The sequence below is a fragment of the Pseudomonas lactis genome (assembly GCF_001439845.1).
GTDB classification, from domain to species: Bacteria; Pseudomonadota; Gammaproteobacteria; order Pseudomonadales; family Pseudomonadaceae; genus Aquipseudomonas; species Aquipseudomonas lactis.
This window is the reverse complement of record NZ_JYLO01000015.1, coordinates 140,438-154,857: the sequence shown is the minus strand read 5'-3', so window position 1 is coordinate 154,857 and position 14,420 is coordinate 140,438. Positions and strand designations below refer to the sequence as shown.

Here is a 14,420-nt window from a genome sequence, read left to right as displayed (position 1 = left end):
CCGGGTTAGCCGCCCCGCGCCAGGGATGGCGCGTGGCGGCGGCCCACGGATTCAAGCCTGCGTTCGGGCACACCGAGCCTAAGCGAGGTGCCGAGTGGTGGGGCAAGAGCCCTTTGGTTACTTTGGGCTGGGCCGGCATTCCGGCTCTTTTCCAAAGTGACCCGCTGTCAGAGCGGAACCCTAAGTAGCCGTTACCGCAGCAATGGATATGTACACAATCCAACTGTGTTGACTGCCAAGCCGCCTTCGCGAGCAAGCCCGCTCCCACATTGAGATCGTGGGGTGTCAGGTAGATTGCCGTCGGCTGGCAGGGCTTCATCGCAGGCAAGCCAGCTCCCACATTTGGATCGAGGTGCGTCAGTGAGATCAGCGTCGGCTGTCAGGCCGTCACGGGAGCAAGCTCCCACAGTTTGAATCTCTGTCGGGTGGTGAGATCTAGGTGGGCTTGATGCGCTCTGAGGGACGGCGCACCCCCGCCACAATCTTATCCACCGCCTTGGTGGCCGCTACCATGCCGAACGTGGCCGTGACCATCATCACCGCGCCAAACCCTCCGGCGCAGTCCAGCTTCACGCCATCGCCGACAAAACTCTTCTGCAAACAGATGCTGCCATCAGGCTTGGGATAGCGCAGTTGCTCGCTGGAAAACACGCACGGCACGCTGTAATGGCGGGTCACAGTGCGCGAGAAGCCATAATCGCGGCGCAAGGTAGAGCGCACTTTCGAGGCCAGCGGGTCATTGAACGTGCGGTTCAGGTCGCACACCTGGATCAGCGTGGGGTCAATCTGCCCACCGGCGCCGCCGGTGGTGATGATCTGGATCTTGCGGCGCTTGCACCAGGCAATCAGCGCCGCCTTGGCGTTGACCGCGTCGATGCAGTCGATCACACAGTCGATCGTCGGAGTGATGTACTCGGCCATGGTATCGCGGGTGACGAAGTCTGCCACCGCGTGCACGGTGCAATCGGGATTGATACCGCGCAGGCGTTCGGCCATCACTTCGACCTTGGGCTTGCCCACGGTGCTGTCCAGGGCATGCAATTGGCGGTTGCTGTTGCTGACGCAGACATCGTCCAGGTCAAACAGCGAAATCTCGCCCACCCCGCAGCGGGCAATCGCTTCCGCCGCCCAGGAACCTACGCCGCCGACGCCGACAATCGCCACATGGGCCGCTTTCAAGCGTTCCAGGCCCTCAAGGCCGTACAAGCGGGCGACGCCTGCAAACCGCGGATCTTCTGTACTCATCATCATTACCCCAAAAACCGGCGCGCATTATAGGGCTACGCCGCGACAAGTTCGACGCTTGCAGCTACAAGTAAAGAACTTAAGCGGACTTTCGCAGACTAACGTCCGGCTTTTCTCTGTCTGCTGTACGCTCAGGGAAGGGCCGGTGTAGGATGCGCGCCGTTCGGCGTAGGCCGACACCTCTTTCGTTCCGCACCCTTTGGAACCCGACATAACCATGGCATCGCGTAAATTTGGACTCAACCTGGTGGTGGTGCTGGCAATTGCCGCGCTGTTCACCGGTTTCTGGGCGCTGATCAACCGCCCGGTCACCGCTCCCAACTGGCCCGATCAGATCTCCGGTTTTTCCTACTCGCCGTTCCAGCAGGGCCAGTATCCGCAGAAAGACCAGTACCCTACCGACGAACAGATGCGTCAGGACCTTGCGATCATGAGCAAGCTGACGGACAACATCCGTACCTACTCGGTGGACGGCCCCCTGGGGGATATTCCCAAGCTGGCCGAAGAGTTCGGCCTGCGCGTGACCCTGGGGATCTGGATCAGCCCGGACTTGGAACGTAACGAGCGGGAGATCCAGCGCGCTATCGAGATCGCCAACACCTCGCGCAGTGTCGTACGCGTAGTGGTGGGTAACGAAGCGTTGTTTCGGGAAGAAATCACCCCTGAAGCCCTGATCGTGCTGCTCGACCGTGTGCGCGCCGCCGTGAAAGTGCCGGTGACCACCTCCGAGCAATGGCACATCTGGGAAAAGAACCCGCAACTGGCCAAGCACGTCGACCTGATCGCCGCGCACATCCTGCCGTTCTGGGAATACATCCCGATGGACAAGGCCGGCCAGTACGTCCTCGACCGCGCCAAGGATTTGAAGAAAGCCTTCCCGAAAAAGCCACTGCTGCTGTCGGAAGTGGGCTGGCCGAGTAATGGCCGTATGCGCGGTGGCAATGAATCATCGCCGGCAGACCAGGCCATTTACCTGCGTACGCTGGTGAACAAGCTCAACCGCCAGGGTTACAACTACTTCGTGATCGAAGCCTTCGACCAGCCGTGGAAGGTCAGCGACGAAGGTTCGGCGGGCGCGTACTGGGGCGTGTTCAACGCCGCGCGCCAGCAGAAATTCAACTTTGACGGCCCGGTGGTGGCGATTCCGCAATGGCGGGTACTGGCCATCGGTTCGGTGGTGCTTGCGCTGCTGTCCCTGACCCTGTTGATGATCGATGGCTCAGCCCTGCGTCAGCGGGGCCGTACCTTCCTGACCTTTATTGCGTTCCTTTGCGGGTCGGTGCTGGTGTGGATCGGCTACGACTACAGCCAGCAATACAGCACCTGGTTCAGCGTGACCGTTGGCGTGTTGCTCGCGCTCGGCGCCCTGGGTGTGTTTATCGTGTTGCTGACCGAAGCCCACGAACTGGCAGAAGCAGTGTGGACCCACAAGCGCCGGCGTGAATTCCTGCCCGTGGAAGGCGACTCGGACTACCGCCCAAAAGTGTCGATCCATGTGCCGTGCTACAACGAGCCACCGGAAATGGTCAAACAGACCCTCGACGCCCTGGCCGCCCTCGATTATCCGGACTACGAAGTCCTGATCATCGACAACAACACCAAGGACCCGGCGGTGTGGGAGCCGGTGCGTGACTACTGCGAAACCCTGGGCCCGCGCTTCAAGTTCTTCCATGTCGCGCCCCTGGCCGGTTTCAAGGGTGGTGCGCTGAACTACCTGATCCCGCACACCGCCAAGGATGCCGAAGTGATTGCGGTGATCGACTCGGACTACTGCGTATCACCGAACTGGCTCAAGCACATGGTGCCGCACTTCGCCGACCCGAAAATCGCCGTGGTGCAGTCGCCCCAGGATTACCGCGACCAGAACGAAAGCACGTTCAAGAAGCTCTGCTACGCCGAATACAAAGGCTTCTTCCATATTGGCATGGTCACCCGTAACGACCGTGACGCGATCATCCAGCACGGCACCATGACCATGACCCGCCGCTCGGTGCTCGAAGAGCTGGGCTGGGCCGACTGGTGCATCTGTGAAGACGCCGAACTGGGCCTGCGCGTGTTCGAAAAAGGCTTGTCGGCGGCGTACTACCACGACAGCTACGGCAAGGGTTTGATGCCGGATACCTTTATCGACTTCAAGAAACAGCGTTTCCGTTGGGCCTATGGCGCGATCCAGATCATCAAGCGCCACACCGCCAGCCTGATACGTGGCAAAGACACCGAGCTGACCCGCGGCCAGCGCTATCACTTCCTCGCCGGCTGGTTGCCGTGGGTGGCCGATGGCATGAACATCTTCTTTACCGTCGGCGCCCTGTTGTGGTCCGCGGCAATGATCATCGTGCCGACCCGGGTCGACCCGCCGTTGCTGATTTTCGCGATCCCGCCGTTGGCGTTGTTTGTGTTCAAAGTCGGCAAGATCATCTTCCTCTACCGTCGTGCGGTAGGCGTGAACTTGAAAGATGCGTTCTGCGCGGCGCTGGCCGGGTTGGCGTTGTCCCACACCATCGCCAAGGCGGTGTTGTACGGCTTCTTCACCAGCAGTATTCCGTTCTTTCGTACACCGAAAAACGCGGATAACCACGGCTTCTGGGTGGCGATTTCCGAAGCCCGCGAAGAGATGTTCATCATGCTGCTGCTGTGGGGCGCGGCGCTGGGGATTTACCTGGTGCAAGGCCTGCCGAGCAATGACATTCGCTTCTGGGTGGTGATGTTGCTGGTGCAGTCGCTGCCGTATGTGGCGGCGCTGATCATGGCGTTCTTGTCGTCGCTGCCCAAACCTTCGGCGGCGCCCGAGGCCGCACCGGCGGCGTAAAAAGTCACGCAATGCACTAAACGGCGGCCCTTGGCCGCCGTTTTGCTATAAGATAACGGCCCTTTTGCGTGCCTTACACCCATCACTGTAGGAGCGAGCTTGCTCGCGAAAATCGTTAACGATGACGCGGGCATCCTGAATGCACGCGGTGCCTTTGAGTTTTTCGCGAGCAAGCTCGCTCCTACAGTTAGAACATCGCCGCCTCGATTTCCGGAGTTCCCCCATGACGGCCCATGCCGACCTTTCGCCGACCCTTCAACTTGCCATCGACCTAATCCGTCGCCCGTCGGTCACGCCGGTCGATGCCGATTGCCAGAAGCTGATGATGCAGCGCCTGGGCGACGCCGGTTTTGCGCTTGAACCGATGCGCATCTTCGACGTGGACAATTTCTGGGCCACCCATGGCAAGCATGAAGGTCCGGTGCTGTGCTTTGCCGGTCACACCGACGTGGTGCCGACCGGCCCGGTGCAGGCCTGGCAGAACGACCCGTTCGACGCGCTGATCGATGAAAACGGCATGCTCTGCGGCCGTGGCGCGGCCGACATGAAAGGCAGCCTGGCGGCGATGCTGGTGGCAGCGGAACGTTTCGTCACGGACTACCCGGACCACAAGGGTTCGGTCGCCTTCCTGATCACCAGCGACGAAGAAGGCCCGGCGCACCATGGCACCAAGGCCGTGATCGAACGCCTGGCCGCACGCAAGGAGCGCCTGGACTGGTGCATCGTCGGCGAGCCGTCGAGCACCAGCCTGGTGGGTGACGTGGTCAAGAACGGGCGCCGTGGCTCCCTCGGTGCCACCTTGACCGTGCGCGGTGTACAAGGCCACGTGGCTTACCCGCACCTGGCGAAGAACCCGATCCACCTGGCCGCACAGGCCCTGGCCGAACTCGCCGCCGAACATTGGGATGACGGCAACACCTTCTTTCCGCCGACCAGCTTCCAGATTTCCAACCTCAACTCCGGTACCGGCGCCACCAACGTGATCCCGGGTGACCTGACGGCGGTGTTCAACTTCCGTTTTTCCACCGAGTCCACCGTCGAGGGCCTGCAGCAACGGGTCGCGGCCATTCTCGACAAGCATGGCCTGGACTGGCATGTGGAGTGGGCGCTGTCGGGCCTGCCGTTCCTCACCGAGCCGGGCGCTCTGCTCGATGCGGTGTCGGCCAGCATTCTGGCGATCACCGGGCGTGAGACCCAGGCATCCACCAGCGGCGGCACCTCCGATGGGCGCTTCATTGCGACGCTGGGCACCCAGGTGGTCGAACTGGGGCCGGTCAACGCGACGATCCACCAGGTCAACGAACGCATCCTGGCCAGCGACCTCGATGTGCTGACCGAAATCTACTACCAGACCCTGATCAAGTTGCTCGCCTGATGCTTGCCTGCCCCATTTGCAGCGCACCGCTCAATACCGTGGACAATGGCGTGGCGTGCCCGGCCGGGCACCGCTTCGACCGCGCACGCCAGGGTTACCTGAACCTGTTGCCGGTGCAGCACAAGAACAGCCGCGACCCGGGCGACAACCTGGCCATGGTCGAGGCGCGCCGCGACTTCCTCAACGCCGGGCACTATGCGCCAGTGGCCAAGCGCCTGGCCGAACTGGCCGCCGAGCGCGCACCGCAGCGCTGGGTGGACATTGGCTGTGGCGAGGGTTACTACACCGCGCAAATCGCCCAGGCCCTGCCCAATGCCGATGGCTACGCGCTGGATATCTCCAAAGAGGCGGTCAAGCGCGCGTGCAAACGCAACCCGGCGCTGACCTGGTTGATCGCCAGCATGGCCCGCGTGCCATTGGCCGACGCCAGCTGCCAGTTCCTCGCCAGCGTGTTCAGCCCGTTGGACTGGCAAGAGGCCAAGCGCCTGCTCAGCCCCGGCGGCGGCTTGATGAAAGTCGGCCCCACCCGCGGCCACTTGATGGAACTGCGCGAGCGCCTGTACGACGAAGTGCGTGAATACACCGATGACAAACACCTGGCCCTGGTGCCGGATGGCATGCATCTGGCGCACAGTGAAACCCTGGAATTCACCCTGAGCCTGGCCGAACCCAAGGACCGCGCCAACCTGCTGGCGATGACGCCCCACGGCTGGCGGGCCAGTGCCGAGCGCCGCCACGAGGTGATCGAGGCGGCTGAGCCGCTGCAGGTCACGGTGTCGATGCGCTACGATTATTTCGTGCTTCAATGACCGATTTTTACCCATCCGCGAATGGATTTTCGGATCCCGCAACGAGGAACATCCATGCGCCAACCCGATATTGAGATTTACCTGAAGGACGCCGACGTCGATCACAAGGCCATCGCCGCCTGGCTGGGCGCCGCCCTGGGCCCGTGCACCGACTGGGTCCAGAAAGGCCAGACCTACAAGTGCAAGGCCGGCAGCGTGCCGGTGACCTGGCTGCCCAAGGCGGTGGGCAAATGGAACAGCCTGTACCTTGAAAGCGACCAGACCCCGTGGGACGACGACATCGCCTGCGCCCGCGCCGCGTTTGCCGCGCTGAATGTTGAAGTGCGCTGCGCGCCGGGCACCTGGGTTGAAGAAGAGGGTGAAGAAAGCGCTGATCGCTGGATTCGCATCAGCGCAGACGGTGAAGAAGAGATCACGTGGAAAACCGCCTGACAGCGGATTGCTAACCCAATCAATGTGGGAGCTGGCTTGCCTGCGATGCAGACACCTTGGTCTATCAGTCAGACCACAGTGATGCCTTCGCAGGCAAGCCAGCTCCCACAGTTGATTGGGTTAGCAAAACAAAGTGGTTACAGGCCCACCACATCCTCCGCCTGCAAGCCCTTCTCGCCGGTAACCACGGCGTACTCCACCTGCTGGCCCTCGGCCAACGAGCGGTGGCCTTCACCGCGAATGGCGCGGTAGTGCACAAACACATCCTTGCCATCTTCACGCTGGATAAAGCCGTAGCCCTTTGCATCGTTGAACCACTTCACATTGCCGGTTTCACGCGTTGTCATCTGTTCACTCCCACTGGTTTTTTTATTGTTGAGTCGCTCGCATTGAACTGCCGAGTATAAGACAGGCTCAAAAACCATCAACTCAACTTTACATCGCTGCTTTTTTGCCGATTTTCGGCGAATACGGCACACTACCCGCCCGAGCGCCTGCTCGGTTTTTTCCACTTGAAGCAGTTCGCCTATGACCCGCTCCCCGTTCCGCCGTCTGGTGTTTGGCACCTTGCGCCGACTGTTGTACCTCTGGGTTCGCTCAGAGACGATCAACCAGTCGTCCCTCACCCTTAACCTGGACCGCAGCCGGCCGGTTTTCTACGTCCTGCAATCACCTTCCCTCACCGAGTTGGCGGTGGTCGATGCCGAGTGCACCAAGGCTGGACTGCCGCGCCCGGTGCTGCCGGTATCGGTGGGGCCGTTGATGGAGCCCGCGGCGTTCTTCTACCTCACGCCAGACCCGGATTGGCTCGGCCGCCAAGACAAGCGCGGCGCACCGCCCACCCTGACGCGACTGGTCAATACCCTCACTGAACACGCCGAAGAGAATGCACAAATCATTCCGGTCAGCGTGTTCTGGGGCCAATCCCCCGAAAGCGAGTCCAGCCCGTGGAAGCTATTATTCGCCGACAGCTGGGCGGTCACCGGGCGCCTACGCCGGTTATTGAGCATCCTGATCCTGGGGCGCAAGACCCGCGTGCAATTCTCCGCGCCTATCAACCTGCGTGAATTGATCGAGCACAATAAAGGCCACGAACGTACCGTGCGCATGGCCCAGCGCATCCTGCGTGTGCACTTTCGTAACCTGAAGACGGCGGTGATCGGCCCCGACCTGTCCCACCGGCGTAATCTGGTCAAGGGCCTGGTCAACATGCCGCTGGTGCGCCAAGCCATTGCGGATGAAGCCGAACGCGAAAAGATCGCCCCGGAAAAAGCCAAGGCGCTGGCCCTGCGCTATGGCAACGAAATTGCCTCGGACTACACCTACACCGCGATCCGCTTCCTGGAAGTGGTATTGAGCTGGTTCTGGAACAAGATCTACGACGGCATCAAGGTCAATAACATCGAAGGCGTGCAACAGGTGGCCCAGGGCTACGAGGTGATCTACGTGCCTTGCCACCGCAGCCACATCGACTACCTGCTGCTGTCCTACCTGCTGTTCAAGAACGGCCTGACCCCGCCGCACATCGCCGCCGGCATCAACCTCAACATGCCGGTGATCGGCAGCCTGCTGCGCCGTGGCGGTGCGTTTTTCATGCGCCGCACTTTCAAGGGCAACCCGCTGTACACCTCGGTGTTCAACGAATACCTGCATACCCTGTTTACCAAGGGCTTCCCGGTGGAGTACTTCGTCGAAGGCGGCCGCTCGCGCACCGGGCGCATGCTGCAACCGAAAACCGGCATGCTGGCGATCACCCTACGCAGCTTCCTGCGCTCCTCGCGCATGCCCATCGTGTTCGTACCGGTGTATATCGGTTATGAGCGCGTGCTTGAAGGCCGCACTTACCTGGGCGAACTGCGTGGCGCGAGCAAAAAGAAAGAGTCGATCTTCGACATCTTCAAAGTGGTCGGCGCGCTCAAGCAACGCTTCGGCCAAGTGGCAGTCAACTTCGGCGAGCCGATCAAACTGGCAGAATTCCTCGACGCCGAACAACCGGACTGGCGCGCCCAGGAACTGGGGCCGAACTACAAACCGGCCTGGCTCAACGAGACCACCAATCGCCTCGGCGAACAGGTGGCGCGCCACTTGAACGAAGCCGCTGCGGTGAACCCGGTGAACCTGGTGGCGCTGGCGCTGCTATCTACCACCCGCCTGGCCCTGGATGAACAAGCCATGGCCCGCCAGTTGGACCTGTACCTGGCGCTGTTGCGCCGCGTGCCCTACTCGCCCCACACCACCCTGCCGGAAGGCGATGGCCTGGCGCTGATCAAGCACGTCAAGGACATGAACCTGTTGTCGGAGCAGAGCGATGCCCTGGGCAAAATCGTTTATCTGGATGAGCAGAATGCCGTCCTGATGACCTACTACCGCAACAACGTGCTGCACATCTTCGCCCTGCCGGCCTTGCTGGCGAGCTTCTTCCAGAGCAGTTCGCGCATGAGCCGCGAGCAGATCCTGCGCTACACCCACGCGCTTTACCCATACCTGCAATCGGAGCTGTTTATCCGTTGGTCGCTGGAAGACTTGGACAGCGTGGTCGACCAATGGCTGGACGCGTTCGTTGAACAAGGCCTGCTGCGCTTCGAAAACGCCGTGTACCTGCGCCCGGCGCCGAGTTCGCGGCACTTTGTGCTGCTGACGCTGCTGTCCAAGAGCATCGCCCAGACCCTGCAACGCTTCTACATGGCGATCTCGTTGCTGCTCAACAGCGGCCAGAACAGTATCAGCGCCGAAGAGCTGGAAGACCTGTGCACGATCATGGCCCAGCGCCTGTCGATCCTGCACGGCCTCAACGCTCCGGAATTCTTCGACAAGAGCCTTTTCCGACATTTCATCCAGACGTTGCTGGAGCAAGATGTGCTACGTCGCGATGAAGCTGGCAAGCTGGGCTATCACGACCTGCTCGGCGAACTGGCCGAAGGCGCGGCCAAACGCGTATTGCCCGCGGATATTCGCCTGTCGATCCGCCAGGTGGCCTTGCACCGCGTGGACGGCGCAACCGAGGCCGCGGCCGAACCGGTTGCCGTCAACCCTGAAGAAAACCGCTAGATTGAACGAGGCGCCGGGCGGATTCCGGCGCCGTTGAAAAGGAGCCGTACCGTGAAAAAACTCATCCTCCTGGGTCTGACCGCCCTGCTTGGAGCCTGCCAATCGATGGCTCCAACCCCTAAGGCAAGCCTGGACGGCGAAGTGTTCTACCTGCAACGCATCGCCCTGCCGCCAGCCGCCACTTTGAGCGTCAGCCTGCAGGACGTGTCCCTGATGGACGCCCCGGCCGTGACCCTCGCCGAACAGAAAGGCCCGGTCAAAGGCCAGGTGCCACTGCCGTTTCACCTGAGCTACGACCCTGCCCAGGTCAAACCGGGCCACACCTATTCGGTCAGCGCTCGCATCGAGCTGGACGGCAAGCTACTGTTTATCACCACCGAGCGGCACACCGTGCAGCTTAATGGCCAGGACCCACAACCGCTGCGCCTGCGGGTGGATGCGGCCGCACACTGATCATTCCCACGTCATAAGGAAGCGCTCATGCTCCGCAAATCTCTTCGCCTCACCGCCCTGTGTGCTGGCTTACTGTTCGGCGCCAACGCCGTGGCCCTGGATTTGGGCAGCCTGTCCCAGGGCGACGCCAGCGGCGGCCTCAAGGATGCCTTGACCCAAGGCGCACAGATTGCTGTGAAACAACTCGGAACACCCGGTGGTTTCAGCAACAACCCGGACGTGAAGATCGGCCTGCCAGGCAAGCTCGGTAAGGTCGCCGACAAGCTGAAAATGTTCGGCATGGGTGACCAGGTCACGCAGCTGGAAACCAGCATGAACAAAGCCGCAGAAACCGCCGTGACCCAGGCCCAGCCGATCCTGGTCAACGCCGTGAAGAACATGAGCGTGACCGACGCCAAGGGCATTCTCAGCGGCGGCCAGGACTCTGCCACCCAGTACCTGAACAAAAGCAGCCGTGAAGAAATTCGCGCCAAGTTCCTGCCCATCGTCAAGGCAGCCACCGATAAGGTCGGGGTAGCCCAGCAGTACAACGCCCTGGCCGGCAAGGCCGCGGCCTTTGGCGCGGTGGATGCCAAGAGCGCCAACGTTGAGAACTACGTGACCGAGCAAGCGCTGGATGGCTTGTTCAAGATGATTGCGCAGCAGGAAGAAACCATTCGCAAGAATCCGGCGGCGGCAGCCACCAGCTTGGCCAAGAAGGTGTTTGGGGCGCTTTAAGCCCCTCGACTGAACGTACGCTGCAAACACTCTGCGGATGCAGAGTGTTTGCAATGGCTGAATATCAAAAATCAGCTCATTCAACGTCCGATTTGCGTATTGGTATTGGCGTTGCTATTGGCGTTGGCGTTGGCGTTGTTAATCGTAATATTACCGGGCGGCTGGGGACGATCGTATTTGAGCGATTTGAGCGCGTCTGAAAGCTCACGACGACTGACGGAGTCATTGTGTGAATGTTTGGCGCAAGCGCCGCCCATCTGACCGCCGCCCAGCATCATGCCGATCCCAGAGTAAAAGTTACCCAATGCTTGTAGGAGCATATCTATTTCGCCTCTATTAACGTTCTGGAAACGTTATCCAGGTGATAAAAACCACCGGATAACGTACCTGCGAACAGGTAACTCTCTGTGGTGAGCCTGAAAAAAAGGTTCCCATTGGGCCCACCAAAAAACAGTCACAGATTTACTCCACGTCCTTCCTGATCCTGAACCAAGCCGCGTACAACGCCGGCAAGAACAACAACGTCAACGCCGTTGCCACAATCAACCCGCCCATGATCGCCACGGCCATGGGCCCAAAGAACACACTGCGTGACAACGGAATCATCGCCAGTACTGCCGCTAGCGCCGTCAGCACAATCGGGCGAAAGCGTCGGACCGTGGCTTCGATAATTGCCTGCCAGGGTGCCAGGCCGGCCTTGATGTCTTGCTCGATCTGGTCCACCAGGATCACCGAGTTACGCATGATCATTCCCGATAGCGCGATGGTGCCGAGCATGGCGACAAACCCGAAGGGTTGGCGAAATACCAGCAGGAACAAGGTCACGCCGATCAGCCCCAACGGCGCGGTGAGAAAGACCATCGCCATACGCGAGAAGCTGCGCAGTTGCAGCATCAGCAAGGTCAGCACCACCACGATAAACAGCGGCACGCCGGCCTTCACCGAGTTTTGCCCACGGGCAGAATCTTCCACCGTACCGCCCACTTCCAACAGGTAGCCGTCCGGCAGTTCGGCACGCACCTCGGCAAGCGTCGGCAAGATCTGCTGCACTAGAGTCGCCGGCTGTTCCTTGCCATAGATATCAGCCCGCACGGTCACCGTCGGCAAGCGGTTGCGATGCCAGATAATCCCCTCTTCGAATCCATATTCAAGGGTGGCAATCTGCGACAGCGCCACGCTTTTACCATTGTCGGTGGGCACGGCAAGGCTCGGCAGACGCGACAGTTCACTGCGCTCATGCACGGTGCCGCGCAGGAGGATCTCGATCAATTCGTTGTCCTCACGGTACTGGCTGACGCTGGAACCGGTCAGGGAACTTTGCAAGAATTTCGACAGGTTGGCGGTGCTCACACCCAGGGCACGTGCACGGTCCTGGTCGATATTCAGGTACACGATTTTGCTCGGTTCTTCCCAGTCCAGGTGCACATTGACCACATGGGTGTTTTCGCGAACCTTGGCCGCCACTTTGCGCGCCAGCGCGCGCACCTCTTCGATGTGCTCGCCGGTTACGCGAAACTGCACCGGGTAGCCTACGGGCGGACCGTTCTCCAGGCGCGTCACGCGCGAGCGCAGCTCGGGGAATTGCTCGTTGAGGGTTTCGATCAGCCAGGTGCGCAGGCTTTCACGCTCCTCGATGGTGTTAGCCAGCACCACGAACTGGGCGAAGCTGGCAGCGGGTAATTGCTGGTCCAGTGGCAGGTAGAACCGCGGCGAACCGGTGCCCGCATAGGCAACATAGTTGTTGATGCCGGCATGCTCCTTGAGCAACGCCTCCAGGCGCTTGACCTGCTCGGCGGTGTTGCTCAGGGAAGCGCCTTCGGCCAGTTTCAGGTCGACCATCAACTCCAGGCGACCGGAAGCCGGGAAGAACTGTTGCGGCACGAAGCGAAACAGCGCAACCGAGCCGACAAACAGCAGCAAGGTCAGCACAATCACTGTTTTACGCCGCCGCACGCACCACTCCACCAACCGTCTTACACGCTGGTAGAAGGGTGTGCCGTAAGGGTCCGGGCCGTCGGTGCCGTGTTTGGCGGCGTGAATCTTCGCCAGGTCGGGCAGGAGTTTTTCCCCCAGGTACGGCACAAACACCACGGCCGCCACCCAGGAGGCCAGCAGAGCGATGGTCACGACCTGGAAGATCGAGCGGGTGTATTCGCCGGTGCTCGATTGCGCGGTGGCAATCGGCAAGAAGCCCGCGGCCGTGATCAGGGTGCCGGTGAGCATGGGGAATGCGGTGCTGGTCCAGGCGAAACTCGCGGCTTTGAGGCGGTCGTAGCCCTGCTCCATTTTGATCGCCATCATTTCCACGGCGATGATCGCGTCATCCACCAGCAAGCCCAAAGCCAGGACCAAGGCGCCAAGGGAAATCTTGTGCAGGCCGATGCCCAGGTAATACATGGTGGCAAAGGTCATCGCCAGTACCAGCGGGATCGCCAGGGCGACGACCATGCCAGTACGCACGCCGAGGGAGAAAAAGCTCACCAGCAAAACAATCGCCAACGCTTCAGCCAGCACCTGGACGAATTCACCGACGCTGGTCTTTACCGCTGCCGGCTGATCCGACACTTTGCGCAGTTCCATACCGGCAGGAAGGTTCTTTTGCAGGCGTGCGAATTCAGCCTCAAGTGCCTTGCCCAGTACGAGGATGTCGCCACCGTCGCGCATGGCCACGGCCAAGCCGATGGCATCGGCGCCCATGTAACGCATGCGCGGTGCTGGTGGGTCGTTGAAGCCTCGGTGAATGTCAGCGACGTCACCGATGCGAAAGGTGCGATCACCCACGCGGATCGGAAAGTTGCGGATCTCCTCCACCGTCTTGAAGTTGCCTGAAACGCGCAGCTGCACGCGCTCGGTGGGGGTTTCAAAGAAGCCGGCGGTGGACACCGCATTTTGTTCCTGCAAGGCCTGCTGTACCGCGGCCAAAGGCAAGCCGAGGGTGGCGAGCTTGAGGTTCGACAGCTCGATCCAGATCTTCTCATCCTGCAAGCCGAGCAGCTCGACCTTGCCTACATCCGGCACCCGTTGCAGCTGGATCTGGATACGGTCGGCGTAGTCCTTGAGCACTGCATAGTCAAAGCCGTCGCCAGTCAGGGCGTAGATATTGCCGAAGGTGGTGCCGAACTCGTCGTTGAAAAACGGCCCCTGGATATCCGGCGGCAAGGTGTGGCGAATGTCGCTGATTTTCTTGCGCACCTGGTACCACAGCTCGGGAATCTGCGCCGAACGCATCGAATCCCGGGCAATAAAGGTGACCTGGGATTCACCGGGCCGCGAGAACGACACGATGCGCTCGTACTCACCGGTCTCCATGAGTTTTTTCTCGATGCGTTCGGTGACCTGGCGCGAAACCTCCTGGGCCGTGGCCCCGGGCCAGTTGGTCTTGATCACCATGGCCTTGAAGGTAAACGGCGGGTCTTCGCTTTGCCCCAGCTTGGTGTAGGACAAGGTGCCAACCACGGCCAGCAGGATCATCAGGAACAGTACGATCTGGCGATTACGCAACGCCCATTCGGAAAGATTGAAACCCATGGGG

11 protein-coding genes and 1 pseudogene are annotated in these 14,420 nt (G+C 60.8%); 8 read left to right on the top strand and 4 right to left on the bottom strand.

From position 1 onward, the window contains the following. Nucleotides 1-435: 435 nt before the first annotated feature. A complete protein-coding gene (gene tcdA / locus TX24_RS24930) occupies nucleotides 436-1,245 on the bottom strand; it encodes a tRNA cyclic N6-threonylcarbamoyladenosine(37) synthase TcdA (protein ID WP_420865851.1) in 810 nt (269 codons plus the stop codon). A gap of 217 nt (nucleotides 1,246-1,462) precedes the next feature. Between tcdA and TX24_RS24925 the strand changes: the two genes are divergently transcribed. From TX24_RS24925 to TX24_RS24910, 5 genes and pseudogenes are all read left to right on the top strand, one after another. Beyond that, on the top strand, nucleotides 1,463-4,054 hold the full coding sequence (locus TX24_RS24925) for a glycosyltransferase (protein ID WP_003189139.1): 2,592 nt from the start codon (nucleotides 1,463-1,465) through the stop codon (nucleotides 4,052-4,054). Between the two features lie 81 nt (nucleotides 4,055-4,135). Beyond that, nucleotides 4,136-4,243: pseudogene (locus TX24_RS32635) on the top strand (outer membrane lipoprotein carrier protein LolA); the annotation flags it as partial. A 34-nt stretch (nucleotides 4,244-4,277) separates the two neighbouring features. Continuing rightward, nucleotides 4,278-5,429, top strand: a complete 1,152-nt coding sequence (dapE, locus tag TX24_RS24920; protein ID WP_057711540.1) for a succinyl-diaminopimelate desuccinylase — start codon at nucleotides 4,278-4,280, stop codon at nucleotides 5,427-5,429. Further along, the gene (locus tag TX24_RS24915; protein WP_034134907.1) at nucleotides 5,429-6,238 is read left to right on the top strand and encodes a putative RNA methyltransferase; all 810 of its coding nucleotides are present in this window, start codon (nucleotides 5,429-5,431) and stop codon (nucleotides 6,236-6,238) included. Before dapE ends, TX24_RS24915 begins: the two co-directional genes overlap by 1 nt. 54 nt (nucleotides 6,239-6,292) lie before the next feature. Further along, entirely contained in the window at nucleotides 6,293-6,670 is a 378-nt protein-coding gene (locus TX24_RS24910) for a hypothetical protein (protein ID WP_034134906.1), read from the top strand. A gap of 137 nt (nucleotides 6,671-6,807) precedes the next feature. Here TX24_RS24910 and TX24_RS24905 read toward each other — a convergent pair whose 3' ends face one another. After that, nucleotides 6,808-7,017 carry a cold-shock protein gene (locus TX24_RS24905; RefSeq protein ID WP_003189131.1) on the bottom strand — a complete coding sequence of 70 codons (210 nt, stop codon included), beginning with the start codon at nucleotides 7,015-7,017 and terminating at the stop codon, nucleotides 6,808-6,810. A gap of 181 nt (nucleotides 7,018-7,198) precedes the next feature. On the opposite strand from TX24_RS24905, the gene plsB reads away from it, so the two are divergent. The 3 genes from plsB to TX24_RS24890 are packed head-to-tail and all read left to right on the top strand — an operon-like array spanning nucleotide 7,199 to nucleotide 10,888. After that, on the top strand, nucleotides 7,199-9,718 hold the full coding sequence (gene plsB, locus TX24_RS24900; RefSeq protein ID WP_003189128.1) for a glycerol-3-phosphate 1-O-acyltransferase PlsB: 2,520 nt from the start codon (nucleotides 7,199-7,201) through the stop codon (nucleotides 9,716-9,718). A 51-nt stretch (nucleotides 9,719-9,769) separates the two neighbouring features. After that, nucleotides 9,770-10,171 carry a YbaY family lipoprotein gene (locus tag TX24_RS24895; RefSeq protein WP_057711538.1) on the top strand — a complete coding sequence of 134 codons (402 nt, stop codon included), beginning with the start codon at nucleotides 9,770-9,772 and terminating at the stop codon, nucleotides 10,169-10,171. Nucleotides 10,172-10,198: 27 nt separating this feature from the next. Next, nucleotides 10,199-10,888: a DUF4197 domain-containing protein gene (locus TX24_RS24890; RefSeq protein ID WP_057711536.1), complete on the top strand. Its 690-nt coding sequence runs from the start codon at nucleotides 10,199-10,201 to the stop codon at nucleotides 10,886-10,888. Between the two features lie 80 nt (nucleotides 10,889-10,968). Here TX24_RS24890 and TX24_RS24885 read toward each other — a convergent pair whose 3' ends face one another. Both TX24_RS24885 and TX24_RS24880 read right to left on the bottom strand, forming a co-directional pair. Beyond that, on the bottom strand, nucleotides 10,969-11,208 hold the full coding sequence (locus TX24_RS24885; protein WP_003189122.1) for a hypothetical protein: 240 nt from the start codon (nucleotides 11,206-11,208) through the stop codon (nucleotides 10,969-10,971). 142 nt (nucleotides 11,209-11,350) lie between these two features. Further along, nucleotides 11,351-14,416: an efflux RND transporter permease subunit gene (locus TX24_RS24880; RefSeq protein WP_057711535.1), complete on the bottom strand. Its 3,066-nt coding sequence runs from the start codon at nucleotides 14,414-14,416 to the stop codon at nucleotides 11,351-11,353. Nucleotides 14,417-14,420: the final 4 nt, after the last annotated feature.